Annotated in this window: 23 protein-coding genes; 17 read left to right on the forward strand and 6 right to left on the reverse strand. The window is 67.8% G+C overall.

Translation table 11 applies throughout. The features are described 5' to 3' along the window. The first annotated feature begins 24 nt into the window (after positions 1-24). The 3 genes from N177_RS03190 to N177_RS03200 all read left to right on the forward strand — a co-directional run bounded on the left by N177_RS03190 (position 25) and on the right by N177_RS03200 (position 3030). The gene (locus tag N177_RS03190) at positions 25-1002 is read left to right on the forward strand and encodes a tripartite tricarboxylate transporter substrate binding protein (protein ID WP_023430788.1); all 978 of its coding nucleotides are present in this window, start codon (positions 25-27) and stop codon (positions 1000-1002) included. Positions 1003-1078: 76 nt separating this feature from the next. Further along, positions 1079-1519 (forward strand): tripartite tricarboxylate transporter TctB family protein, encoded by a 441-nt coding sequence (locus N177_RS20430; RefSeq protein ID WP_023430789.1) that lies wholly within the window; start codon positions 1079-1081, stop codon positions 1517-1519. Beyond that, positions 1510-3030 (forward strand): tripartite tricarboxylate transporter permease, encoded by a 1521-nt coding sequence (locus tag N177_RS03200; protein ID WP_023430790.1) that lies wholly within the window; start codon positions 1510-1512, stop codon positions 3028-3030. Before N177_RS20430 ends, N177_RS03200 begins: the two co-directional genes overlap by 10 nt. A gap of 7 nt (positions 3031-3037) precedes the next feature. Here N177_RS03200 and N177_RS03205 read toward each other — a convergent pair whose 3' ends face one another. Next, complete coding sequence (locus N177_RS03205) at positions 3038-3541, reverse strand: TIGR02444 family protein (protein ID WP_023430791.1); 504 nt, start codon at positions 3539-3541, stop codon at positions 3038-3040. Between the two features lie 17 nt (positions 3542-3558). Beyond that, the gene (locus N177_RS03210; RefSeq protein WP_040485035.1) at positions 3559-4359 is read right to left on the reverse strand and encodes a sulfite exporter TauE/SafE family protein; all 801 of its coding nucleotides are present in this window, start codon (positions 4357-4359) and stop codon (positions 3559-3561) included. A 326-nt stretch (positions 4360-4685) separates the two neighbouring features. Between N177_RS03210 and N177_RS03215 the strand changes: the two genes are divergently transcribed. The 7 genes from N177_RS03215 (at position 4686) to N177_RS03245 (ending at position 12223) form a co-directional block, all read left to right on the forward strand. Next, entirely contained in the window at positions 4686-5675 is a 990-nt protein-coding gene (locus tag N177_RS03215) for an ABC transporter substrate-binding protein (RefSeq protein WP_023430793.1), read from the forward strand. Continuing rightward, positions 5672-6481 (forward strand): ABC transporter permease, encoded by an 810-nt coding sequence (locus N177_RS03220; protein ID WP_023430794.1) that lies wholly within the window; start codon positions 5672-5674, stop codon positions 6479-6481. The genes N177_RS03215 and N177_RS03220 overlap by 4 nt, the downstream gene beginning before the upstream one ends. Positions 6482-6507: 26 nt before the next feature. Further along, positions 6508-7272: an ABC transporter ATP-binding protein gene (locus N177_RS03225; RefSeq protein WP_040485086.1), complete on the forward strand. Its 765-nt coding sequence runs from the start codon at positions 6508-6510 to the stop codon at positions 7270-7272. Positions 7273-7433: 161 nt separating this feature from the next. Next, positions 7434-9125, forward strand: a complete 1692-nt coding sequence (locus N177_RS03230) for an FAD-dependent oxidoreductase (protein WP_023430796.1) — start codon at positions 7434-7436, stop codon at positions 9123-9125. A gap of 22 nt (positions 9126-9147) precedes the next feature. Next, entirely contained in the window at positions 9148-10932 is a 1785-nt protein-coding gene (locus N177_RS03235) for a thiamine pyrophosphate-binding protein (RefSeq protein ID WP_023430797.1), read from the forward strand. A gap of 35 nt (positions 10933-10967) precedes the next feature. Further along, on the forward strand, positions 10968-11336 hold the full coding sequence (locus N177_RS03240) for a cupin domain-containing protein (protein ID WP_023430798.1): 369 nt from the start codon (positions 10968-10970) through the stop codon (positions 11334-11336). A 62-nt stretch (positions 11337-11398) separates the two neighbouring features. Beyond that, positions 11399-12223 carry an IclR family transcriptional regulator gene (locus N177_RS03245; RefSeq protein ID WP_023430799.1) on the forward strand — a complete coding sequence of 275 codons (825 nt, stop codon included), beginning with the start codon at positions 11399-11401 and terminating at the stop codon, positions 12221-12223. Here N177_RS03245 and N177_RS03250 read toward each other — a convergent pair whose 3' ends face one another. Continuing rightward, positions 12224-13195 (reverse strand): LysR substrate-binding domain-containing protein, encoded by a 972-nt coding sequence (locus N177_RS03250; protein ID WP_040485088.1) that lies wholly within the window; start codon positions 13193-13195, stop codon positions 12224-12226. A 173-nt stretch (positions 13196-13368) separates the two neighbouring features. Here N177_RS03250 and N177_RS03255 point away from each other — a divergent pair, with 173 nt between their 5' ends. From N177_RS03255 to N177_RS03275, 5 genes are all read left to right on the forward strand, one after another. Further along, positions 13369-14640: an ABC transporter substrate-binding protein gene (locus tag N177_RS03255; protein WP_023430801.1), complete on the forward strand. Its 1272-nt coding sequence runs from the start codon at positions 13369-13371 to the stop codon at positions 14638-14640. 101 nt (positions 14641-14741) lie between these two features. Next, the gene (locus N177_RS03260; protein ID WP_023430802.1) at positions 14742-15620 is read left to right on the forward strand and encodes a branched-chain amino acid ABC transporter permease; all 879 of its coding nucleotides are present in this window, start codon (positions 14742-14744) and stop codon (positions 15618-15620) included. Continuing rightward, positions 15617-18151 (forward strand): branched-chain amino acid ABC transporter ATP-binding protein/permease, encoded by a 2535-nt coding sequence (locus tag N177_RS03265; RefSeq protein WP_023430803.1) that lies wholly within the window; start codon positions 15617-15619, stop codon positions 18149-18151. The genes N177_RS03260 and N177_RS03265 overlap by 4 nt, the downstream gene beginning before the upstream one ends. Before the next feature lie 21 nt (positions 18152-18172). Continuing rightward, positions 18173-19633, forward strand: coding sequence for an aldehyde dehydrogenase family protein (locus tag N177_RS03270; RefSeq protein WP_244444226.1), 1461 nt, complete (start codon positions 18173-18175; stop codon positions 19631-19633). 51 nt (positions 19634-19684) lie between these two features. Continuing rightward, a complete protein-coding gene (locus N177_RS03275) occupies positions 19685-20401 on the forward strand; it encodes an SDR family oxidoreductase (RefSeq protein WP_023430805.1) in 717 nt (238 codons plus the stop codon). Between the two features lie 23 nt (positions 20402-20424). Here N177_RS03275 and aroQ read toward each other — a convergent pair whose 3' ends face one another. Then, positions 20425-20868: a type II 3-dehydroquinate dehydratase gene (aroQ, locus tag N177_RS03280; RefSeq protein ID WP_023430806.1), complete on the reverse strand. Its 444-nt coding sequence runs from the start codon at positions 20866-20868 to the stop codon at positions 20425-20427. Positions 20869-21047: 179 nt separating this feature from the next. On the opposite strand from aroQ, the gene N177_RS03285 reads away from it, so the two are divergent. After that, positions 21048-21806, forward strand: coding sequence for a transporter substrate-binding domain-containing protein (locus N177_RS03285; RefSeq protein WP_023430807.1), 759 nt, complete (start codon positions 21048-21050; stop codon positions 21804-21806). 10 nt (positions 21807-21816) lie between these two features. Here the strand turns inward: N177_RS03285 and N177_RS03290 are convergent, their stop codons facing one another. Together N177_RS03290 and N177_RS03295 are read right to left on the reverse strand one after the other, a co-directional pair. Further along, the gene (locus tag N177_RS03290; protein WP_023430808.1) at positions 21817-22449 is read right to left on the reverse strand and encodes a response regulator transcription factor; all 633 of its coding nucleotides are present in this window, start codon (positions 22447-22449) and stop codon (positions 21817-21819) included. Then, positions 22446-23996 carry an ATP-binding protein gene (locus N177_RS03295; protein ID WP_160170906.1) on the reverse strand — a complete coding sequence of 517 codons (1551 nt, stop codon included), beginning with the start codon at positions 23994-23996 and terminating at the stop codon, positions 22446-22448. The genes N177_RS03290 and N177_RS03295 overlap by 4 nt, the downstream gene beginning before the upstream one ends. A gap of 231 nt (positions 23997-24227) precedes the next feature. Between N177_RS03295 and N177_RS21545 the strand changes: the two genes are divergently transcribed. Next, on the forward strand, positions 24228-24428 hold the full coding sequence (locus tag N177_RS21545; RefSeq protein WP_040485037.1) for a hypothetical protein: 201 nt from the start codon (positions 24228-24230) through the stop codon (positions 24426-24428). The last annotated feature ends 52 nt before the right edge of the window (positions 24429-24480 follow it).

Genomic DNA, 24480 nt, shown 5'->3' on the forward strand with positions numbered 1-24480 from the left:
CAGAACCCAGTGGAGGAACGTCACATGACCACGAGACGACAGGCTCTCACCTTCGGCGCGGCCGCGCTCGCCGTCGCGCTCGCCGCGCCCGGCGTCGCCACGGCGCAGGACTATCCGACGAAGCCGATCCAGATGATCGTGCCATTCGGCCAGGGCGGCGCGACCGACCAGGTGGCGCGGCTGATGGCGCCGGTGCTCGAGCAGGAGCTCGGCAAGCAGGTGATCATCGTGAACCAGCCGGGCGCCGGCGGCGCCGTCGGACTTGCGAACCTCACCCGCGCGCGTCCGGACGGCTATACGATCGCCATCGGCTCCGACTCCACCCTCGCGGCGCGGCCGATGATGTCCGACACGGGTTACGACGCGTCGAGCTTCGAGATGATCGCGCGCATCGTCGAGATCCCCTCGGGCATCGCCGTGCGGGCGGACAGCGAGTACCAGACGCTGAACGACCTCGTCGAGGCGGCGAAGACCGAGCAGCTCACCTATTCCGGTTCCGGCGTCGCTTCGGGGCCGCATCTCGCCGCGGCGGTGTTCCTCGCGGAAGCCGGAGTCGACGCGACCTTCGTGAACTCGAACTCGAACCAGGAAGGGCTCGTGAAGCTCCTGTCCGGCGAGGTCGACTTCCTGACGGGTGGCGGCTCGAACTTCCCCGCGCTCTTCGACGAGAGCGGCAACAGCGACATCCGCGTGCTCGGCCTCGCCGCCGAGGAGCGCTGGCCGTACATGCCTGATGTGCCGACCTTCAAGGAGCAGGGTTACGACTACCTGCGCTCGCAGTGGTTCGGCATGGTCGCGCCGGCGGGCACGCCCGACGAGGCGGTGCAGAAGCTCGCTTCGGCCGTCGAGACGCTGGTCGAGAGCGAGGAGTTCAAGGCGCGGCTCGAGGAGTTCTACTTCAACCCCGCGTATCAGGGTCCCGACGAGATGCGGGCGCAGATCGAGGAGGAGGCCCAGAGCATGCGGCCGGTCCTCGAGAAGCTCGACCTCTTGAAGAAGTGACGCGAGCGGGGAGGCGGCGCCCGGCGCCGCTTCCTCCGCCTGCCGCCTGCGGCGCCGAACCGGGGGAGACTGCCTGATGGGCAAGATGAACGACGAGACTGTGCCGGGCCTCGCCCTCCTGGTGCTGGCGGCGGCCGTGACGTGGCTGTCGCTCGACATGGGCACCGGGGCGGCAGGGGCGACGCTCAAGCCGAACTTCTTTCCGCTGATCTGCGCCGCGGGCATCGCCATCTGCGGCCTCGTGCTCTTCGTGCGCGGCGTGATGAAGGGCGAGGGGCGCCTGCCGAGCCTTGTCGACCGGCGCTTCGCGATCGTGGCGGGCCTCCTCGTCGTCTACTACTGGTGGTTCCAGTCGATCGACTTCCGCGTCGGCGCCTGGGTCTTCGCCCTCGTCACGATGCTGGCCTTCGGCATCCGCAGCATCAGGCTGCTCGCCGCCTATCCCGTCATCCTCACCGCCGTCCTCTACTTCGGCTTCACGGACGGCTTCGGCGTGGTGCTCCCGTCATGGAACTGATCAGCTCGGCCGACTTCGTGGACGCGCTCGCCCTGGTCGCGAATCCCTGGGCGATCTTCTTCGTCTTCGTCGGCGCCGTCATCGGCATGATCTTCGGAGCTGCGCCCGGCCTGACGGCGCCCTCCGCGATCGCGCTCTTCCTGCCCGTCACCTATGCGATGGGCCCCACCTCGTCGATGGCGCTGCTCCTCGGCATCTACTGCTCGGGCTATTTCTCGGGCTCGATTCCGGCGATCCTGATCAACACGCCGGGCACGCCCAGCGCCGCCGCGACCGCGCTCGACGGCTTCGCGATGGCGCGGGCCGGCGACGGCGACCGGGCGCTGCAGACCGCGATCATCTGCTCCTTCGTGGGTGGTCTGTTCTCGCTCGCCCTTCTCGCGACGATCGCGCCGATGCTCGCCAGGGTGGCCTTGAGCTTCACCTCTGTCGAGTATTTCTCCTTCGCGCTGATCGGCCTCGTCTGCGTCGCCGGCATCTCGCAGGGCTCGATGATCAAGGGGCTGGCCGCGGCGCTGATCGGCGTCCTCGTCTCGACCGTCGGCCTCGATCCCGTCAGCGGCGTCGGCCGCTTCATCTTCGGGGAGCCGAACCTGATGGGCGGCATCTCGCAGATCAGCGCCCTCATCGGGCTCTTCGCGATCGCCCAGATGCTGCTCCTGTCGAAGACCGGCATCGAGGATGCGGCCATCCTGCCGACCCAGCGGGTCGTGCCGACCTGGGAGATCCTGCGCGATCTCGGGCGCAACAAGTGGCTCGCCTTCAAGTCGGCGGTGATCGGCAGCATGATCGGCGTCCTGCCCGGCACCGGTCCCGCCATCGCCTCCTGGGTCAGCTATTCCGACGCGCTGCGCACGGCGAAGCCGGGCGACCGGTTCGGCAAGGGCGAGGTGAAGGGCGTCATCGCCTGCGAGGTGTCGAACAACGCCGTCACCGGCGGCGCGCTCGTGCCGCTCCTGACGCTCGGGATCCCGGGCGATCCGGTCACCGCGATCCTGATCGGCGCGCTGATGATCCAGGGGGTGCACACCGGCCCATTCCTGATCGCGCAGAACGGATCGCTCTTCGTCTCGATCCTCCTGCTTCTGTTCATGTCGAATATTTTCATGGTCGTGCTCGGCCTGTCCGGCCGGCGGCTCGCCGCGAAGATGCTGACGATCCCGCCCGGCATCATGGTGCCGACGATCTGCCTGATGGCGGCGGCGGGCGCGTTCTCGATCGCCAACAACGCCTTCGACCTGCGCCTCGTCCTGATCTTCGGCATCCTCGGCTACCTCCTGATCCGTTTCGGCTTTCCGACCGCGCCGGCGGTGCTCGGCATCGTGCTGGGGCCGATCCTCGAGCAGAATCTGAGGAACGCGCTGACCGTCAGCCACATGGACGTCACGGTTTTCCTGACCCGGCCGGTGAGCGCGGTCAGCCTCGCCGTGACGGCCTTCCTCCTTTACCTCTGGCTCGGGCCCCGCAAGCGGGCGGAGGAACGCGCCGAGGAACAGGGCGGCACGAGCTGAAGCCGGGTCAGTCAGGCCGCGCGATCTCCATCAGCCGCGCGGAGAGGCGCCGGTATTCCGGGGCCTCTCCGTCGGCGCCGATCAGTGACGCATAGGCGCGGAGATTGCGCTTCGCCGCCTCCGCGACGCCGGCGCGGCGGTCGGTCGGCGGCGCGAGGGTCTCGAGGAAGAGCTGCTGCATCTTCTCGGACCTCAGCTCCACACGCTTGATCTCGTTCCTGAAGCTCTCCTGGCGCTCCGGATCGAGCGGGTAGGGGCGGGGCTTGAGCCGTCGCCGGATCGCCCGCAGCGGTCGCACGACCTCCTCGCGCCAGGCCGCGACCTCGCTGTCGATCGTCGCGATCCCCTCCCGGGAGAGGCAGTCCCCGTTCGAGGCGCGGTGCAGGAGGTAGAGCACGACGTTCACGTCCGCGCCGTCGCGGTCCTGCACCGTCAGGCAGTCCGCCTGCACCTCCGGCGCATCGTAGAAGCGCAGCGAGAAACGCCAGAAGGCGCTGTCGTCTTCGGCCACGTCTGCCTCCGCTGTCTTTACGTTACGATGTCCGAGAGCCCCCGCCACATCAGGAGCCCCGCCGTCAGGCAGAGTACGAGGAGAACCAGCCGGTCGAACAGGACCGGGTTCATGTGCCTCCCTATCCTGTTGCCGATGTAGAGGCCGACGGCGGAGGTGGGGATCGCGAACAGGCCGTAGATCAGGTTCGTGCCGCTGAGGAAGCCCGCCCAGCCGAGCAGCGGCACCTGCATGGAGGCGTAGAGCAGGAACATCGCCCCTGTCGCGAAGATGAACTCGGGCCGTTCGAGCTTCATGGAGTGGAAATAGGTGATGCCGATCGGGGCCGAGATGCCCGTCGCCCCGTGCAGGAGACCCGAGCCGAGCCCGATCGCGGGTGCGAGGCGCCGGCCGGTGCCGCGCGACATGATGAAGTCCGGGTGCATCGCGCGCAGCACGAGGTAGATCATCACGACGCTCGCGAGCCCGATCTCGAGAAGCGTGGAGGGGGCGGTCGCGAGGAACACGGTGCCGGCCAGCAGCCCGAGGCTGCCGGTGATCAGGAACGGCGAGAGGAAGGGCAGGGTGCGTCCGCTCTTCCGGAACTGCCAGCACTGCCATCCGTTCGCCGCGGCCACCGGAAGCGCGACGATGGCCACCGCCTGGGGCAGGCCGATGAACAGGGTGAGCACGGGGATCGCGATCATCGGCATGCCGAGGCCGATCACGCCCTTGATGATCGAGCCGGCTAGCAGAAGGCCGACGACGAGGGCCAGGATCATCGGCAGGCCCTCCAGCCGGAAGCCGCTCGGGCGGCCCTTGCGGAAGTTATGTGACAATTCCTGGATCGAGGCAGGTCCACGTCGCGGGCACTCCGTCGCGAGGGCGAAGAGGAGACTGGGTATGCGGAAGCTGCAGGAGGCAGGAGGCGGGGCCGGGTGTCAATAGAAGATTGTCCCATTCGAGCGGCCTATTGAACCACGATTGACATAGAAATCCCGTTGACATGCGTCAGGAGCCTCAATACCGTCTTGTGTCAATTCGGAGCCCCGGGACACGGCAGGTCTCTGGCTCCTGGACGGCCACCGGCCGCCCTCACCTCGCGCAAATGCGTGGCTGCAGGGCGTCCCGGAAGGAACAGAAACCATCTGGGAGGACGAACGGCATGACACGCACCGTATTCTGGAAAGGCGCGCTGCTGGCTGCTGCGAGCCTGATGGCCGCATCGGCCGCACAGGCGCAGGAGAGCCTCGAGAAGCTCTCCGTCGTCGTCTTCGGCCCGCCCTCGCTCGGCGCCTTCCTGCCGCCCGTGATCAAGGCGCAGGAGTTCGACCATGCCCATGGCCTCGACATCGAGTTCGCCGAGCGCACGCCGGACGCCTACGCCGCCCAGTTCAACTCCGGCGAGTTCCAGGTCGGTGGCAGCGCCGCGCTCCTGACGGTCGGTCTCGCCGAGGCGCGTGGCGTCGAGGCGACCTATCTCTTCAACCTGTTCGACTTCTGGGGCGCCGTCGTCACCTCGCGCGACGACGTGCAGTCGCTCGCCGACCTTCAGGGCAAGAACCTCGCGGCCGCCACCGGCACGACGAACTACAAGATGTTCAACTGGCTCGCGAACCAGCAGGGGGTCGACCTCTCGGGCGTCGAGGTCATCAACACCGCTCCCCCGGGCCTCGTGGGCTACGCGATGGCGGACCGTGCGGCGGCAGTCCAGCTCTGGGAGCCGGCCTACACATCGCTCGCCTCGCAGAACCCCGACATCCGCACCCTCGACCTGAACATCAAGGGCGCCTGGCAGGAGTTCGCGGGCACCGAGAACATTCCCTATCTCGGCGTCGCCGCGCACCGCTCCTGGATCGAGCAGAACGGCGCGCTCGTCGAGAAGCTCTACGACGCCTATTCGGACGCCGCGAAGTGGGTGGCGGAGAATCCCGACGAGGCGGCGGCCGTGATCGCCGGCGCCAACGCCACCGACGACGTGCGGAAGAACTATGCCGACCTCATCCGCAACAACGACCGGCTCGGCATGAACGTGCAGTGGGCGGCCGACGTCCGCGAGGAGATCGGGAAGGTCTACGAGGCGGGCATGGCAGTCGACTTCCTGCCGGAGATGCCGACCGACGCGACGATCTACGAGGGCGGGCCGGCGCAATGAGCGTTCAGGACCCGAGCCTCGTCCCGTTCCCGAGCCCGGGATCGCTGGTCGCCCGGAGAGTGCTCCGGGCGGTCATGCCCTTCGTGGTGATCGCCGCGGCTTGGCAGGTGGCATCGCAGTTCTTTCCGGGCTACCTCTTCCCCTCTCTCGTCGACGTGTTCTGGCGGGTTCTCGAGATCTTCACGAGCTGGTCGGCGTTCTCGAACGTGCTCGCGACGGCAATGCGCATCCTCGGAGGCCTCGCCGGCGCGTTCGTCATCGGCGCCGTGCTTGGATTCATGATCGTTCAGTCCAAGATGATCGACCGGTTCCTGTCGCCGATCCTGATCTTCTTCCAGGGCATCCCTGCTTTGTCCTGGGTCGTCTTCGCGATCATCTGGTTCCACGGCACCGAGTTCCGCATCCTCTTCATCATGATCGTCACCACCCTCCCGGCCTTCACCTTCCAGGTCGTCGGGGCGCTGAGGGGGATGTCGAAGGATCTCCTGGAGATGGTGATGAGCTTCCGGCCGAAGCGCATGAAGTTCTACAAGGTCATGGTGCTGCCCTCCGTGCTGCCCGAGATCCTGACGGCCTGGAAGGTCAATCTCGGCAATGCGAGCCGCGTCGTCGTGGTCGCGGAACTCGTCGGCTCGTCGGGCGGCGTCGGTTACCAGCTCCTGCAGCAGCAGCAGCTCTTCGACATGACGGGCGCTCTCGCCTGGACGCTCCAGCTCGTCTTCTTCGTGCTCCTGTTCCAGTGGATCCTCACGCTCATCGAAACCGCCGCCTTCCGCTACCGTGCCGTCTCGGAGAGGAACCTGTGATCGCTCCCGTGAAGAAGGCTGACGCCATGACCGCGCCCGAGATCGCCGAGGAAGCCGAAATCCGCTTCGAGAACGTGTCGAAGCACTTCGGCAATCCCGCCGCGCCCTTCGTCGCGGTCGACGAGCTCGATCTCGAGATCGACAAGGGCCAGATGGTCGCGCTTCTCGGCAAGACCGGCTGCGGCAAGTCGACGATGTTCAACATGATCGCGGGCCTCTCCGCGCCGACCTCGGGCAGGGTCACCCTCATGGGCCACGACCCGTTCAAGGAGTTCGACTGGTTCCGCGGCAAGATCGCCATCGTCTTCCAGAACGACAGGCTCCTGCCGTGGCGAACCGCGGTCAAGAACGTCGAGCTCGGGCTCGAGATGCTCGAGACGACGAAGGAGGAGCGCCGGGAGCGGGCGATCTACTGGCTGCACAAGCTGGGGCTCGCCGGCCACGAGGACGATTACCCGCACGCGCTCTCGGGCGGCATGCGGCAGCGCGTCTCCATCGCCCGCGCCTTCGCGACGAACGCCGAGCTGCTCCTGTGCGACGAGCCGTTCTCGGCGCTCGACGAGATCACCTCGAAGCGCCTGCGCATGGAGTTCGCGAGGCTCGTGCGGGAGAACGGCAAGACGGCCGTCTTCATCACGCACTCGATCAACGAGGCCTTCGACATCGGCGACCGTATCGTCGTCCTGAAGCGGCCGGCGCAGATCGCCCATGACATCCGCCTCGACGCCGCCACCTCGGATGAGGAGAAGGAAGCGATACGCCGCATGATCCACGACTCGCTGTCGCAGTAGCTACGGCGTCCCGAGCGGGTCCTGCCCGCCGCATCTTGCGGCATTGTCGGAAGCCGTTTGACATTGCGGAAATTTCCGCGTTTCTCTGTGGGCCGTGAAGGCGGCCGACGGAGAGCCGCCGCCTGCCGGTCGACCGCCGGCGAAGAGGGGGCGCCAGCGCGATGCAGTCGGAAGGGGACACGGTCGAGGCGGATCTCGTCGTCCTCGGCAGCGGCGTGTCCGGCCTCACGGCCGCCTTGACCGCGGCGCTCGCCGGGCTCCGCGTCGTCGTTCTCGAGCATCTCGACGTGATCGGCGGCACGAGCGCCCGGTCGTCCGGCACGGTCTGGATCCCGGACAACCACTATGCGCGCGCGCGTGGCCTCGACGGAGACGGGGCCGCCGCCGAAGCCTATCTGGATGCGCTCCTGGCCGATCGCGGCGCACCGGAAATGTGGCGGGCCTTCCTGGAGGCCGGGCCGCGCATGCTGCGTGACCTCGAGACTCGGGCCGGCCTCGGCTTCCGCCCCTTCATGACCGCCGCAGACTATCGGCAGGACTGTCCCGGCGCGGCGCCTGGCGGGCGGGCGCTCGAGCCGCTGGCATTCGACGGGCGCCTGCTCGGCAAGGACTTCTCCCGGCTCGGCCGACCGCTGCCCGAGCTCATGCTGTTCGGCGGGATGATGGTGACGCGCGCCGAGGCCGCGGAGCTCCTCCAGGCCGACCGATCGCCGCGCGCGGCGATGCTCGTCGCGCGTCTCGTCGCGCGCTATCTGCGTGATCGTCTGCGCTATGGCCGCGGCACGCGCCTCGTGCTCGGCAACGCCTTGGTCGCCCGTCTCCTCAAGACGTGCCTCAACGCGGGGGTCGAGATCCGCGTGAACGTGGCGACGGAGCGGCTCGTGCTGGAGAAGGGGTGGGTCGTGGGCGTCGCCGCCCGTGCCCATGGCAGGCGCCTTGCCTTCCGTGTCGCACGCGGTGTCGTTATGGCGGGCGGAGGCTTTCCGGCCAACGCCGGGTGGCGAGTGCGCGAACTGCCTGCGCCGGTTGCCGAGCACACGCCGGCCTCGCCTGGCGCCGACGGCTCCACGATGGCGCTGGCGCTCGAGGCAGGAGCCGCTCTCGGCTCTTCCGGTCTCGACAACGCGCTCTGGTTCCCGAGCTCGATCGCCAAGCGGCCTGACGGCACGACGGCCGTCTATCCGCACATTGTCCTTGATCGGCCGAAGCCGGGGCTAGTCGCCGTAGATGCGAGCGGTCGGCGCTTCGTGAACGAGGCCGTCTCCTACCACGAGTTCGTGCGCGGCATGTACCGGGCGAACGCCGTTCCGGCCTGGCTCGTCTGCGACCGTGAGTTCATCCGCAAATACGGCCTCGGCCTGATCCGCCCGCGCACGCCCTCGCTGAGGAAGCATGTCGAGAGCGGTTACCTGACGGAGGCCGGCAGTATCGCCGAACTCGCGGATCGGATCGGGGTCCCGGCGGCTGACCTCGAGACGACGATCGCACGCTTCAACGGCTTCGCCGCGACGGGCAGGGACGAGGACTTCCACCGCGGCGAGACGATCTACGACCGCGGCAATGGAGATGCGGCCCACCGACCCAATCCGAGCCTGGGACCGATCGAGCGGGCGCCTTTTTATGCGGTGGCGGTCTGGCCGACGCCGCTCGGCACGAGCCGCGGCCTCGTGGCCGACGCGCAGGCGCGCGTGCTCGACGGCGAGGGCCGGCCGATCCCCGGCCTCTTCGTCTGCGGCAACGACATGCATTCGGTCTTCGGCGGCGAGTATCCGGGCGCGGGCGCGCAGCTGGGGCAGGGGATGACATTCGGCTGGATCGCGGCGCGCACCGCGGCCGGCATCGACGAGGCCTGAGAGGGAAGGGGACGCGACGGCAATGGTGAAGAAGAAGGGCGGCGACCTGATCGCCGAGTTCCTGGTCAAGGAGAAGATCCCGTATGTCTTCGGGATCTGCGGCCACGGCAATGTCGGCCTCCTCGATTCGCTCTACGACGTGCGCGACGAGGTAAAGCTCGTCTCGCCGCGCCACGAGCAGACGGCGGCGCACATGGCGGACGGCTTCTTCCGCGTGAGCCACACGCCGGCCGCCACACTGACGTCCACGGGGCCGGGCTCGGCGAACCTCATCATGGGCCTCGCCGTGGCGCAGACGGATTCGTCGGCCGTCTTCTCGATCACCGCGAACGTGCCGACCTCGCAGTTCAACCGGGGCCCGTTCCAGGAGCTGAACCAGCACCACCAGGCCGACTTCAACAACGTTATAAAGCCCGTGGTGAAGCGTTCCTTCCAGCCGACGCGGGTCGAGATGCTGCCGCTCGCCATGCGGCAGGCCGCGACCACGATGACGACGGGACGGCCGGGGCCCGTGAATCTCGACGTTCCCTACAATCTCTTCATGGAAGAGGCCGAGGTGAAGGAGGAGCCCGCCTGGAACGGCTATCTCAGCCGTCGCAGCGGCGCGAGCGAGGACGACGTGTCGAAGACCGTCGACTTGTTGCTGGCGGCGGAGCGGCCGGTGCTCTTCGTCGGCCACGGGGTGACGCTGTCGGAGGCGGGCGAGGAGCTGACGGTCCTGTCCCACCGCCTGTCCATTCCGGTGATATCCTCACCGAACGGCATGGGCACGATCGACATGCGCGACGAGCTGTCGCTCGGGTTCATCGGCCGCAACGGCGCCTATGCCGCGAACCAGGCAGGCCGCCACGCCGATCTCGTGCTCGCGATCGGCGCCCGCTTCGACGACCGCTCGGCCTCCTCTTGGAAGCCCGGCTATTCCTGGAACTTCCCGGCGACGAAGCTCGTCCATGTCGACGTCGACCACGCCGAGCTCGGTCGCAACTACGCGCCGGACATGGCGATCCTCGCAGACGCGAAGGCCTTCATGCGGCAGGTCCTGCACGAGCTCGAACGGCGCGGCATCGACAACGCGCCGAGGCTTCAGCCTTGGCGCCACGAGATCGCCGGCTGGCGAAGGGAGTGGGAGCACTTCATCCGTCCGGGCTTCGAGGCCCACCAGACGCCAATACGGCCCGAGCGGATTGTCGCCGACTGCCGGAAGGTCCTGCCGGACGACGCGATCATCACCCTCGACTCGGGCATCCACCACAACTGGTTCATGCAGTTCTGGGAGGCGCGAAGGCCTCAGACCATGCTCAACACCTGGGGCTATTCCGGCATGGGCTTCGGACCGAGCTCAGCGCTCGGAGCGAAGCTCGCGGCTCCGGAGCGGCCGGTCGTGTCGATCTGCGGCGACGGCGGCTTCACCATGGTGCCGCACGTGCTCTGCACGGCGGTCGAGTACGACATCCCCGTCGTCTGGGTCGTCTGGAACAACTTTGCATGGGGGGCGATCCGCGACCTGCAATACGCCTATTTCGACGGCCGCGAGTACGGAACGGGCTTTTATCAGGGGCCTAATCGCGAGCCCTACAACCCCGACTTCGCGATGTGGGCGAAGGCGGCCGGGGTTGCCTCCTGGACTGTGACGCGGTCGCAGGACTTCGCGAGCGTGCTCGAAGAGGCAGTGACGTCGAACAGGCCGGCCCTGATCGACGTCCATGTCGACGCCAACATCCGACCGCCCGCAACCGGCGCATGGGAACTGCCGCCGATCCCGCCCAAGGAGCCCGTCTTCGGCGGTCCCTGGATCCCCGGTGCCTGAAGCCCTGATCAATCCGAACGCGAACGAGGACAATCATGAGCGAGACATACGAAGCGAGCGTGCGGAACATCGCCGAGGAGCCCTGGCAGCAGTTCCCCGACCATTTCGGCGGAGCCCTGTCGAAGGCGCTGGTGCACCCGGAGACGGTAGGCTCGAGGCAGATCGACTACCGGATCTCGACCTACCAGCCGATGGCCTATGTCGCCCGGCACGCCCACGAGGTGCAGGAGCAGGTCTACCACGTGCTAGAGGGCGAAGGGCTGATGGAGATCGGCGACGAGCGCCGCGTGGTGCGCAGGAACGACGTCATCTTTCTGCCGCCGGGCGTGCCGCACATGATCCAGAACACCGGCCTCGGCGACCTGACCTTCATCGTGGTGACGACCCCGGTGAAGGACGAATAGTATCGCCCGACGAGGGAGGTGGCGGCCGGCTGCCTCCCGCTCGGCAACGAGGGATGGAACGCTTGGCGCGCACGGCGACGCAGACGAAGGCGAAGGAGGCGGGCGCTCCGCGCGAGCGGGGCGGCGTACAGTCGCTCGAGCGGGCCGCGTCGATTCTCGATGTGGTCGCCCGGCACCGCGACGGCGCGAGCCTCGCCCAGCTGAGCGTGGAGACGGGCCTCCATTCCAGCACCGCCTTCCACCTCCTGAAGACGCTGGTGGCGCTCGGCTTCGTCGCCCAGGTGCCGGAGAGCAAGCGCTACCGGGTCGGGAGCCGGCTCTTCGGCCTGGCCGCCGGGGCGCTCGACGAGACGACGCTCCTGTCGCTCGCAAGCCCCGTGCTCGAGCGACTGAGCACGGCGACCGGGGAGGCCTCGCACCTCGCCATCAGGTCGCGGCACGAGATCGTCGTGGTCGCCCGGATGGCCGCGACGGGGCTTCTCCAGATGTCGGACCGCACCGGCTCGTCGCGCCCCGCGCATGCCACCGCCATCGGGAAGACACTCCTCGCCGCCATGCCGGATGCCGATCTCGACCGCCTCCTCGCCACGCTGCCGCTGCCAGCCTTCACGCCCAGCACGATCACCGACCCGGTCGAACTCCGCCGGGAGATCGACCGGGTGCGCGAGCGGGGCATCGCCCACGACGACGGTGAACTCGACCGCGACGTGCGCTGCATCGCGCTTCCGGTGCACGACTTCGCGGGCCGCGTAGCCGCGGCGATCGGCATCTCGGCACCGGTCTGGCGCCTGTCGATAGAGATGCTCGAGGAGAAGGTCGACCATCTGCGGAGCGCGGCGCAGGAACTGTCCGGGCTCATCGGCGGGGACAGCTCAGCACACCCCTGATCAGGCCGGTGCGGCTTCCCTCCCGCGTGCGGACGTGACGATCGCTTCAAAGCCCGGCCACGTCTTCGATTCCACGAGTTCCCGAGCTGTTTCCTTGATCTCGCTCGCGACCACCGCCGCGGCCGTCGTCAGGCGGTCGGGGGGAAGGGAGTAGAGAAAGTTGCGGCGCCGGAAATGGGCGTCCGAGATCGACAGCGATCGCCACGAGCGCCCCCGCGCACCTTCCTGCATGACGGCGCCCATCGGCTTTATAGTCGCCCCGATTTCGTTGTAGACGCAGTTCATCAAGAGGGCGAGGCTGTCGATCTCCGCGACCACGTTGGTGGACAGACTGCGGCTGGCGAACTCGGCCGCGATGCGCTGCCTGAGGCCGTGCGAACCCGTCGGCAGGATCAGCGGAATGGCCGAAGCCTCGGCAATGGTGATCGAGGTCAGCCCCTTCCGAACGAAGCGGCTGTGCTCCGGCACCATCAGGAACAATTCCTCCACCAGCAGCGGCTCGGTGCTGAGGTCGGGCGACACGTCGTCGCCGAACAACACCGAGAGGTCGAGCTGTCCGAGCCGCATGAGCTGGCCGATATGGCCACTCATGCCCTCCACGACGTTCAGAAGGATGCTGGGGTAGCGCTCGCGGATGCGCTGCACGAGGGTTAGGCCGATCGCGGCGACGGTCGTCGCCGGCAGCCCGACCGTCACCATGCCCTGAACCTCGCCCGCCTGGCTGCGCGCGATCGTGACCGCCTGGTCGAGCTGGCGCAGCAGGAAGCGCGCGTGGTGGTAGAGGGCGAGCCCGTTTTCGGTCGGCCGCACCCCCTTCGACGAGCGGAGGAGCAGGGGCTTGCCGACCAGATCCTCGAGCTTTGAAAGTTGCTGGCTCAGAGCGGGCTGCGCAACGTGGAGCTGTCGCGATGCCTTGGAGAGGCTGCCGCATTCGATGATCTGCACGAAGTAGCGGAGCTGGCGGATATCCATCATGCCGTTAGGAAAGCGCAGCTCGGGGTATATGTCCAGCTTATGCCCATGCTCGCAAATCCTTACTTCCGCTTATCGCCAGCGGGGAGTACCTTCTTCATGCACAGCCCCGGGACTGTCGGCAGCTCGATCGCGGGGAACAAAGAACGATGGCTGCTCGAGGGAGGAAGATGATGAACAAGAGTGTCACCACGCCTCTGCGGCAGGCGGGGCCGCCGAGCCGTAGAACCATCCTCAAGACTGGCGCCGGCCTGGCCGCGACGGCCGCATTCGGCTTTCCGGGAATCCTGCGCGCCCAGTCGGATGTCATCCAGATCGGGCACCTCGCCCCGATGACCGGCTTCCTCGGTGCGCTCGGCGACTATGCGGTGCTCGGCATCCAGATGGCGGCAGAAGAGATCAACGCGGCCGGCGGCGTTACGGGCCGCGAGATCCGCGTCTCCTCGGAGGACTCCATCAACCCGGATACCGGCGCCACCAAGGCGCAGCGTATGATCGAGCGCGACGGGGCGCAGGTGCTGCTCGGCGAGATCAGCTCGGCCACGGCGCTCGCCATCTCGCAGGTCGCCGCCCGCAACAAGAAGCTCTTCATCGCCACGGGGCCGCGCTCCGACACGTTGCGCGGCTCGAGCTGCAACCGCTACCTCTTCTGCAGCGACATCCCGAACACGGTGATGGTCAACGCCGTCGGCAGCGCGCTGAAGCGCGACGAAATGGTCGACGGCAAGAAGTTCTACACGCTGACGGCCGACTACGTGTTCGGCCACGACCTCCTGCGCGCGGCGAAGGCTTTCTTCGACGCGAACGGGGGCGAGCTGATCGGTGACGAGCTGATCGCCACCGACGTCACGGATTTCAGTCCGTTCCTGCTGAAGATCCGGCAGGCGCAGCCCGACGTCGTCTGCGCCAACCTCGCCGGCAACCAGGTGACGAACCTGATGAAGCAATACGCCGAGTTCGGCCTGCCGTTCCCGATCGTGGGCTTCAACCTGAACACGGCAGACGCCTGGGCGGCCGGCCCCGGCAACCTGTCGGGCACCTGGCCTACCGTCTGGTACCACACGCTCGAGGTGCCGGGCTCGCAGAAGTTCGTCGAGGACTTCACGGCGAAGTACGGCAAGCTGCCGGAGAACCATGCCTGGATCGAGTACATCTCGCTCAAGATGCTCGCCCAGGCGATGGAGGAGACGCAGTCGACCGACAGCGAGAAGATAATCGACTATTTCGAGAGCGGCGCGAAGTTTGACATACTGAAGGCTCGCGAGGCCTACTTCCGCGGCTGGGACCACCAGCTCATCCAGGAGGCCTATCCGTTCACGGTGAAGCCCGAGAGCGAAATGGCCGACGAGCAGGACATGCTCGTCCTCGGCGAGGCCGTGCCCGCTCCCGACCAGGATCTCGAGTCGATCTACCCGAGCGCGGAGCAGAACCCCTGCCAGCTCTGAGGGAGTGACCCAGCGGGAGGCTATCCGCCTCCCGCCTCCACACGGTGGTCCAGGGTGCCGCATCGACGGCTCCGGCCGACCTTGAACCCAACGGAACAGGCATGCAGTTCGTCTTCCTGCTCGAGCAGGTCGTCAACGGCCTCGTGCTCGGGGGCTACTACCTGCTGATCGCGCTCGGCCTGTCGCTGATCTTCAGCGTCGGTGGCATCGTGAACCTGGCGCACGGCGCGTTCTACGCACTAGGCGCCTATATCGCCGTGACGTTGGGCAACCATATCGGCTTCGGTCCCGCCACGGCGATCTCCCCGGTGCTCGTGGCGCTCATCGGGATTGCCTTCGAGCGCTTCATTCTGCGCCGGTTCTACCAGCAGGACCCGATCCTGAGCCTGCTCGTCACCTTTGGTCTGGCGATGGTGGCTGAGCAGCTCATCCGCATCGTCTGGGGAGCGCCGCCTCTGTCCGTCTCGATCCCGGGCGCCCTGCGCGGGCCCGTCATCGTGGGCCCGTTCCTGTTCTCGCAATACCGCCTGATGATGCTCGCGATCGTCGCCCTCGTGCTCGTCGGACTGTGGCTTCTCCTGCAGAAGACCTCGTTCGGTCGCGTCGTTCGTGCGGGTATCCAGCGGCCGGACATGGTGGCCGCGCTCGGCATCAGGCTGCAGCCCTACATGACGGCGGTCGTGATGCTCGGTGTCGGCATGGCTGCTCTCGGCGGCGCGCTCTTCGCACCGATCACGATCGTCCATCCCGCAATGGGCGCCGAGATCATCACCGTCGCCTTCGTCGTCGTCATCATCGGCGGGCTCGGCAGCTTCTGGGGCGTCGTGCTCGCGGCGCTGCTCGTCGGCGTCGTGCGCGGCGTGACGATCCACTTCGTGCCGGCCGCGGGCGAGGCCTCGATGTACGTGCTGATGTTCCTCGTGCTCCTTCTGCGTCCGCGCGGCCTGCTCGGCGAGCCGATCGAGAAGTTCGAACAATGATCGCAAGCGCGCCTGCTAAATACCGGCCGCTCCTCGTCGCGGCGATCGGTCTCGTCGTCCTACCCTTCGCGACGCAGTCGATCGGGTTGACGGTCAACACGGCGTCCGTCCTCGTGATCCTGGCGATGGCGGCCCTCGGCCTCAACATACTGATCGGCTACACCGGCCTCGTCTCGTTCGGCCACGGCGCCTTCTTCGGCATCGGAGCCTACGGGGCGGCGCTGGCGCAGAAGCACTGGCTGCCGGACCAGATCCTTCTTCCGCTCCTCCTCGGGACACTGCTCACGGCGGCGGTCGCCCTGCCGATCGGGCTGTTGATCCTACGGAGGCGCGGCGTCTACTTCGCCCTGATGACGCTCGCGCTCTCCGCGCTCGCCTACACGATCGCCTTCCGCTGGACGGCGGTGACGGGCGGCGAGGACGGCCTCGGCGGGCTGACGCGCGGCTCGATCGGCCCGATCCACCTGGACGACGCCCGCGCCTACTACATCTTCGTCGCGCTCATCGGCTTCGCCGTGCTCTTCGGCATCCTGCGGGTCCTGCGCTCGCCGTTCGGGCACGTGCTGGTGGCGATCCGCGAGAACCAGGCGCGGGCGATCTTCCAGGGCTATCCGGTGCAGCGCTACAAGCTCGCCGCCTTCGTCCTGTCGGCCGCGATAACCGGCCTCGCCGGCGGGCTGTCCGGCTTCCAGCACTACATCGTCTCCGCCGAGGCGACCTCGGTCGAGATGTCGGGCGAGCTTCTGGCGATGGTCGTCATCGGCGGCATGCACAACATCCTCGGCCCGGCGCTGGGCGTCGTCTTCTTCATCCTGTTCCGCGAGCTGTTCTCGATCTGGACGGGCGACTGGCTCCTCTGGTTCGGCCTGATCTTCGTCGCCTTCATCATGTTCTCGCCGGAAGGGCTCGTCGGCGCCTGGAAGCAGGCGACCAGGCGCTGGCGCCAGGAGCCGCAGGAAAGCGCGGCGATGAGCCGGCGGAAGATCTACGAGGGGCTGTCCCTTCCCTCCTTCCTGACCCCCCAGAGGCGCGAAGGCAGGGTGCTCGAGGCCGACGCGATCTCGAAGAACTTCGGCGGGATCAGGGCCGTGTCAAGTGCCAGTCTGACGATGGACGCGGGCGAGATCCACGCGCTGATCGGTCCGAACGGCGCCGGCAAGACGACCTTCTTCAACCTCGTCTCGGGGGCATATGCGCCGACGAGCGGCACGGTGCGCCTGCACGGCCGGGAGATCCACGGTCTGCCGACGCACGAGATCTGCCAGCAGGGGCTCGCGCGCTCGTTCCAGATCACGAATCTCTTCAAGAACCTGACGATCTACGAGAACCTGCGCCTGTCGGCCCAGGCCCGCCACTCCGGCCGATTCGACGCCTGGCGCGACATCGACGCCTATCCGGAGCTTCACCAGGACACGCGCGAGCTCGTGCGCTTCCTCGGGCTCGAGGGGATCGAGGACATCAAGGGCGGCGACCTCTCCTATGGCGGCCAGCGTCTCGTCGACCTCGGCATCGCGCTCGCCTCGCGGCCGCAGATCCTGCTGCTCGACGAGCCGCTCGCCGGCCTCGCGGCGGCCGAGCGCGAGCGCGTGTCGCACCTCGTGAAGACGGTCGCCTCGAACATCCCCGTGCTCATCGTCGAGCACGACATCGACCGGGTCCTCGGCTTCTCCCACCGTGTCACGGTGATGAACGACGGGCAGGTGCTCGTGACGGGAAGCCCGGAGGAGATCCGCTCCGACAAGAGGGTGCAGGAGATCTACACGGGGACCGGCACGCCCGCCGTCACCGGTCGCGCCCCGGCGGGCTCGGAGCCCCGGAAGGTGCTGCTCGCGGTCGAGGGGGTCAACACCTTCTACGGCAAGAGCCACATCATCAACGACGCGTCGCTTCAGGTCCGGAAGGGCGAGATCGTCGCGCTTCTCGGCCGCAACGGCGCGGGCAAGTCGACTTTCCTCAAGACGGTCGCCGGACTGGTGCCGGCCGCCTCCGGCAGCGTCACGTTCGATGGCGGAGAGATCGTCGGCAAGCAGGCGCCGGACATCGCGCGCATGGGCCTTTCCTACGTGCCACAGGGCAGGGGCATCTTCGCCGGCATGACCGTCGCGGAGAATCTGAGCCTCGGTCGTCTCGCCCGCGCAACCGGCGGCGCGACCGGCGTCGTGTGGAGCCAGGAGAAGATCCTCGACATGTTCCCGCGCCTCGCCGAGCGGCGCGACACCTATGCCGACTTCCTCTCGGGCGGCGAGCAGCAGATGCTCGCAGTCGCCCGGGCGCTGTCCGGAGACACCCGACTCCTGCTCCTCGATGAACCCTTCGAGGGCCTCGCGCCGACGGTCGTGGAGGAGCTGTTCACCGTGTTCGACCGGCTCCGCAAGGAGGTCTCGATCCTCATCGTCGAGCACAATCTCGACCTCGTGCTCGCCCTGGCGGACCGCGTCTTCGCGCTCGAGCGTGGCGCGGTGTTCCACGAGGGCCCGGCGGCCGCACTCCTCGACGATCTCGAATACCGGAAGGAAATCCTGTGGCTCTAAACAGCTTCGTGGGGTCGTGACGTGACCGGGATCAGCTTGAAGGCGGGCGACCGTGTGAGCCCCGAGGGCGACTACCAGCTTCTCCTCGACGGGGCGTGGTGGGACGGCGAGGGCGAGACCGTCGAGGTGCTCGACAAATATCGGCTCGAGCCCTTTGCCACCGTGAGGTCCGCCAGCCACGCACAGGTGACGGCGATGGTGGACGCCGCGTGCGCTGCCTTCCGCCGCGGCGCCCCCGTCGCCTACGAGCGGGGCGCGGTGCTGGAACGCGCGGCCGCCCTCGTGGAGGAGAGGCGCACGCTCTTCGTGCGGGCGATGCAGGCGGAGGCCGGCTTCACCTTCACCGACGCGAACGGCGAGGTCTCGCGCTGCGTGCAAACGCTCAAGCTCTCGGGCGAGGAGGCCAGGCGTCTCGCCGGCGACATCGTGCCCTTGGAGGGTGCGCCGGGGCAGGCGGGCCGCTTCGCCTTCACGTTGCGCGTGCCGCTCGGCGTGGTGGCGGCCATCACCCCGTTCAACTCGCCGCTCAACACCGTGGCGCACAAGGTCGGTCCGGCCTTCGCCGCCGGCAACGCGGTCGTCCTCAAGCCGTCTTCGCTGACGCCGGTCACGGCCTGCCTGCTCGCGGAGTCGCTCGTCGATGCGGGTCTGCCGCAGGGCTTCCTGTCGGTCCTGCACGGCCCGGGCGGCGTGGCGCGTCACCTGATCGCCGACGAGCGCGTGAGCTTCTTCGCCTTCACCGGGAGCACCGAGGTGGGCCTGAGCATTCAGCGGGCGGCGGGCCTGCGACGCACGCAGATGGAGCTCGGCTCGATCGCTTTCTCGATCGTGTGCGACGACGCCGATCTCGAGCGCGCGCTGCCGAAGATCGTCGGCGCCGGCTACCGCAAGGCCGGGCAGGTCTGCACCTCTGTGCAGATGCTGCTCGTGCACGACAAGGTGTTGGCCGAGATGCGCGACCGGCTCGTGCCGCTCGTCGAGGCGCTGCTATACGGAGATCCCCATGTGGAGGGCACGTCGGTCGGCCCGCTGATCAGCGAGAGGGAGGCGGCGCGCGTCGAAGCGTGGATCGGAGAGGCGATGGCCGGAGGCACCACGCGCCTCGTCGGTGGTGCACGCGACCGCGCCGTCGTCCCGCCGACACTCCTGGCCGACATCGCCCCCTCGATGCGGGTCGGCTGCGCAGAGGTGTTCGGCCCGGTCGTGAGCCTCGCGTCGTTCGACACGCTCGACGAGGCGATCGATCGGGTGAACGCGACCCCCTATGGGCTCGCCACGGGCATCTTCACGAACCGGCTCGGCGATGCGTTCCGTGCTGCGCGCCAGCTCCAGGTCGGCGGCGTCCACGTCAACGAGACGTCGAGCTCGCGCGTCGACATGATGCCTTATGGCGGCTCGAAGGACTCGGGCTTCGGGCGGGAGGGGCCGCGCTATGCCATCCACGAGATGACAGAGGAGCGGGTGGTCTCGGTCACCGTCTGACTGCGCCCCGCGCCAAGATTCCAGAACGAACGGGAACACCAGGAAGCGAACATGAGCAAGAAAACGGCCCTCGTCTTCGGCGGCTCGCGCGGCATCGGCGCGGCAACGGTGACGGCGCTTGCAGCCGACGGCTTCGACGTCGCCTGCACCTATGTCAGCAGCAAGCCCGAGGCCGCCGCCACGGGCGCGCGGGTGGAGGCCTACCAGGTCGACATCTGCAAGCCGAACGAGGTCGCAGACGTCTTCCAGCGCTTCGAGGCGGATTTCGGCAGCCGGCCGGACTGCGTGGTCGCGAATGCCGGGATCAACGTGCCGCCGGGGCCGATCGGCCAGTTCGACCCGGAGAGCTTCCGGCGGCTGGTCGAGGTGAACATCGTCGGCGCCTTCAACATCCTCCACGAGGCGGCGAACCGGGTGTCGGACGGCGGCACGATCATCGCGCTCACGACCTCGCTCGTGCGACACGCGGCGCCGGGCATCGGCGCCTACAGCGCGACGAAGGCCGCCGTCGAGTGCCTGGTGCGTTCGATGGCGAAGGAGCTCGCCGGACGCGGGGTGCGGGTCAATGCCGTCGCGCCGGGGCCGGTCGACACCGATCTCTTCCGCGCCGGCAAGAACGAGGAGGCGTTGAAGCGCTCGGCCTCGATGAGCCCGTTCAACCGGGTCGGCCGTCCCGAGGAGATCGCCGCGGTGATCGCCTTCCTGGCGTCGGAGAAGGCGTCGTGGGTGCACGGCCAGATCGTGCAGCCGAATGGCGGCCTGATCTGAGCCCGGTCGGCCTGTCGCCTCGGCTAATCGGCCCCGATCAGCGCCGCGACCCGCTGCAGGGCGAGCAGGTAGCCCTGCGTGCCGCAGCCGGCGATCACGCCGTCGGCCCTGAGCGACACGTAGGAGTGGTGCCGGAAGGTCTCGCGCTTGTGGACGTTCGAGATGTGCACCTCGATCACCGGCCCGTCGAAGGCGTTCAGCGCATCAAGGATCGCGACGGAGGTGTGGGTGAAAGCGGCGGGGTTCATGATGATGCCGGCCGCGTCCTCGCGCGCCTGGTGGATCCAGCCGATGATCTCGTGCTCGGCGTTCGACTGGTGAAACCGGATCTCGACGCCTGCCGCGGCACCCGCCTGGCGGCAGGCGGCCTCGACGTCGGCGAGCGTCTCGCTTCCATAGATCTCGGGCTGGCGCTTCCCCAGCAGGTTCAGGTTCGGCCCGTTGATGACGTAGACGGTCTTCGACACGCGGTTTCCCCGGCGGCTAGAGTTAGCGATGACGCTGCGGCCGGTTCCTTATAGCGGGCCGACGCTCACCTGGGCGAGCCCCGGGATCGACGCGTGATCCGCTCTCGACGCGCCGCAGCTCGCGGCTTAAGCAGGAGCGGCGGGGGACTCCCGTGAAGGACAATGAGGAAAGACAAGCGATGTCAGGGACCGGGCTCGGCGATCTCGAGCGCCAGCAATTCGCGCCGCACGGGAAGATGCGGATCGGGATCGCCTTCGGGAAGTCGATCTCGGGCGTCTGGACGATGCCCGATCCCGAGACGGGAGAGCCGGTGGGCATCACCGTGGACCTGGGTGCCGAGCTCGCCCGCTGGCTCGGCCTGCCGTTCGAGTATGTGAAGCTCGCGAGCTCGGGCGAGATCATCGAGACCGCGAACCAGGACCGCTGGGACGTCGCCTTCACCCCCGTCGACGCCGACCGCAAGAAGGTCGTCGACTTCACCACCGACTATTATCTCGGCGACAGCACCTATCTCGTTCATGCCGACTCGCCGTTCCGGTCCGTGAAGGACGTCGACCTCGAGGGCGTGCGCGTGCTCGGGGTGGAGAACACCGCGACCATCCGCAGCGCCCGCCGCACGCTGATGAACACCACGGCCGAGGGCCTGAACTCGCTCGAGGACGCGATCGAGCGCTTCCGCCGCCGTGATGCCGACGCGCTGGCGCTGGGCCGCGAATCGCTGATGGGCATCGCGAGGTCGCTTCCGGACACGCGCATCCTCGACGACCATTTCCATGCGACCGGCACCGCGCTCGCCATGGCCAAGGGCAAGGCCGAGGCGCTCGAGCTCGCCACGCAGTTCATCGAGGAGGCCAAGCGAGACGGCCTGATCGAGAAGATCGTGCTGAGCCACGGCCTCTCGGCGAGCAGCGTCGCGCCTTCGGGCTCGCGGAGCTGACGGGCGGCGGTCAGCGGGCGGGCGTCGGCTCGCCCGCCTCGGGCTGCACGAGCTCCTCGAGCGCGATGCTCTGGCGCACGAGCTCGGGGAGCGTCTTCACGCCCATCTTCTCGAAGACCCAGGCTCGGTAGGTCTCGACGGTGCGGATGCTGATCTCGAGCCGGGCGGCGACTTCCTTGTTCGCGCAGCCGGACACGACGAGCCACATCACCTCCTTCTGCCGTTCGGACAGGCTGTCGTAGCGCTGCTTGAGATCCGACAGCTCGCTCGCCCGCACGGCGGAGCGCTGCCCCGCCTCTAGGGCAGCCGTGACGGCGGCGAGGAGGCGCTCCTCTTCGAACGGCTTCTCGATGAAGTCGAAGGCTCCCGCCTTCAGGGCGCGCACGGCCAGCTCCACGTCGCCGTGCGCCGTGAGAAGGATGATGGGCCGGGGATCACCTTCCGCCTTGAGAAGCCTGACGAGCTCGAGCCCGTTGAGCTCGGGCATCCTGAGGTCGCTCACGACGCAGCCTCCCGTGACGGGGGCCTTCAGGAAGGCGACCGCGCTCGCGTGGCGGTTCACCGAAAGGCCCTTCGTCTCGAACAGGGTTCCCACGGCATCGAGCACGCCGGGGTCGTCGTCGATGAGCGATACGGTGTTCATTCTCGTGACTTCTCGGGTTGGGCGGCGAGACGGAGCCGGACGGTCGCGCCGGAGACGTCGCTCTCGATCAGGAGCGATCCGCCATGCGTCTCGGCAACGGAGCGTGCGATCGACAGGCCGATACCCGTTCCCTCGGGTTTCGTCGAGACGAGGGGCGTAATCCCCGAGGCGGCAAAGTCCTCGGGAAAACCCGGCCCGGTGTCTCGTACCGCAATCTCGACCGTCTGCGGATCGGGCACGGTGACGCGGATCAGGATCGTGCCACGGGCGCCGTCGGAGTCGATGGCGTCGAGGGCGTTGTCGACGAGGTTATAGAGAGCCTGCTTCACCTGGGCCGGGTCGCAGGTGACGGTGCGGGCCTCGGGCGCGACCTCGATCGCCAGAGACACATGGCCGAGGCGGTCGACCAGAAGGTCGCGCACCTCGACGATGAGCTTCTCCATCTCGACGGGGCAGGGGCGGGCGATCTCCTGGCGCACGAGCTCGCGCGTGGAACGGATGATCGAGCTCGCGCGGTCGCATTCCGACCTGATGCGCAGGACCGCATTCATCGCATCGTCCTTGCGTTCCGCCGCGAGAGCGTCCCGCGCAAGGCCGGCGTAGGTTCTGATCGAGGTGATGGGCTGGTTCACCTCGTGGGCGATCGCGGTGGCGACTTCGCCGACCGAGCGCATGCGCAGGGCGCGACCGAGCGCCAGCTGCTGCTGGCGCAGCCGGGAGGCGGCGATGCGCTGCTGGTCGATGAGGCTGCCGAAGACGAGGCCCGTTCCGGCGAGGGAGATCATCAGCATCTGGAACGAGACGAGCTCGAGGAGCAGCCCTCCCCGGAGATGCACCGCGACGATCAGCCCCACCTGGACGACAAAGAGCGCGGCGACGGCGCCGACGATGCCGCTTCTGAACGAGCACCACAGGAGCGGCAGGAACAGAAGGTAGAAGAGCTGGTACTCCCGTGCATGGGGAACGGCGAAAATGGCCGCGAAGGCCGCCGCGATCGCGAGGCCCTGAGGGAGAATCTCCCACGTCATGAGCGGCCGCCACTGCCGCGTCAGGACGATCAGCGTCGCGGGAAAGAAGATGAGAATGCCGATCAGGTCGCCGACGAAGAAGTACAGGAACGCCTCGAGGATCTCGCCGCCGCGGAGGATATCCGCGAGTCCGAGTACGAGGATGTAGCTGAAGGCCGCCAAAGCGCTTCCCCCGACCGCGAGGAGCATGAGGCGGATCGTCGCGCCCGGGCTCTGGAGCCGGGGGCTGAGCTTCAGTACGTGGCGAGCCACGAGGCCGGCCACGAGGTAGCTTCCGCCGAACAGCAGCCCCTCGACGAGATGGATCGGCACGGGCACCGTGCCCCCGCGCACGAGCACCCCCGCCAGAACCGGCGAGACGATGACGACCGGCGCGTGCCGCCATCCGCCGAGGAAGACGAGCGCGACCGCCAGGCCGGCCGTGGGGTTCCAAGGCGTGATTGCGAGCCCCCGATAGGACTCGATGAAGCTCACATAGTCGAGCGCCACATAGGCGACGACCCACAGCGGCCATGCCACGAACACGTTCTGTGCGGTGTCCCGATCCAGCTCCAGGCGGTTTTCCGAGGGGCTTATCGGCTGTTCCGGAGGGCTTCGCACTACAGTGTTTCCACGGAGGGGTTTTATCCGAGGTAACATAACCGACGGAGTCCCCCCAGCTTGTTCCCCGCGGCCACCGCATTGAATCTCCACCGGAAAGTTCGCGGCGGAAGTCGCGGACGCCGGAACCGGCTTGAGAGGTGTCTGGCGATGGTGTCTCGAGGGAAGGGCGCAGCCCGACCTTATGGGGGCGAGCGAGAGTTCGAGCGGGTGCAGGCGGTCGAGCAACGTGATGGGGCGTTGCGGTCGGCCAGGCGTATGCTCCTGTCGTTCGTAGCGGAGCTCGAGCGGAACTGGGGCCTGTCCATGGCCCTGATGCTGGGCGCCTTCATCGTCCTGTCCGTCCTTTAGCCGGCGCCGCAACAAGACCAGAGGAAACGGAAGAGCGTCCCGCGGGGGAGGC

Source organism: Lutibaculum baratangense AMV1 (genome assembly GCF_000496075.1).
In the GTDB taxonomy this organism is placed as follows: Bacteria; Pseudomonadota; Alphaproteobacteria; order Rhizobiales; family Tepidamorphaceae; genus Lutibaculum; species Lutibaculum baratangense.

Coding starts and splice junctions, on each gene's coding strand:
- N177_RS03285 (WP_023430807.1), top strand. CDS start 21,048: ATGTCAGGGACCGGGCTCGGCGATCTCGAGCGCCAGCAATTCGCGCCG.
- N177_RS03255 (WP_023430801.1), top strand. CDS start 13,369: ATGAACAAGAGTGTCACCACGCCTCTGCGGCAGGCGGGGCCGCCGAGC.
- N177_RS03265 (WP_023430803.1), top strand. CDS start 15,617: ATGATCGCAAGCGCGCCTGCTAAATACCGGCCGCTCCTCGTCGCGGCG.
- N177_RS03230 (WP_023430796.1), top strand. CDS start 7,434: ATGCAGTCGGAAGGGGACACGGTCGAGGCGGATCTCGTCGTCCTCGGC.
- N177_RS03200 (WP_023430790.1), top strand. CDS start 1,510: ATGGAACTGATCAGCTCGGCCGACTTCGTGGACGCGCTCGCCCTGGTC.
- N177_RS20430 (WP_023430789.1), top strand. CDS start 1,079: ATGGGCAAGATGAACGACGAGACTGTGCCGGGCCTCGCCCTCCTGGTG.
- N177_RS21545 (WP_040485037.1), top strand. CDS start 24,228: ATGGTGTCTCGAGGGAAGGGCGCAGCCCGACCTTATGGGGGCGAGCGA.
- N177_RS03225 (WP_040485086.1), top strand. CDS start 6,508: ATGACCGCGCCCGAGATCGCCGAGGAAGCCGAAATCCGCTTCGAGAAC.
- N177_RS03290 (WP_023430808.1), bottom strand. CDS start 22,449: ATGAACACCGTATCGCTCATCGACGACGACCCCGGCGTGCTCGATGCC.
- N177_RS03215 (WP_023430793.1), top strand. CDS start 4,686: ATGACACGCACCGTATTCTGGAAAGGCGCGCTGCTGGCTGCTGCGAGC.
- N177_RS03235 (WP_023430797.1), top strand. CDS start 9,148: ATGGTGAAGAAGAAGGGCGGCGACCTGATCGCCGAGTTCCTGGTCAAG.
- N177_RS03275 (WP_023430805.1), top strand. CDS start 19,685: ATGAGCAAGAAAACGGCCCTCGTCTTCGGCGGCTCGCGCGGCATCGGC.
- N177_RS03240 (WP_023430798.1), top strand. CDS start 10,968: ATGAGCGAGACATACGAAGCGAGCGTGCGGAACATCGCCGAGGAGCCC.
- N177_RS03260 (WP_023430802.1), top strand. CDS start 14,742: ATGCAGTTCGTCTTCCTGCTCGAGCAGGTCGTCAACGGCCTCGTGCTC.
- N177_RS03250 (WP_040485088.1), bottom strand. CDS start 13,195: ATGGATATCCGCCAGCTCCGCTACTTCGTGCAGATCATCGAATGCGGC.
- N177_RS03220 (WP_023430794.1), top strand. CDS start 5,672: ATGAGCGTTCAGGACCCGAGCCTCGTCCCGTTCCCGAGCCCGGGATCG.
- N177_RS03190 (WP_023430788.1), top strand. CDS start 25: ATGACCACGAGACGACAGGCTCTCACCTTCGGCGCGGCCGCGCTCGCC.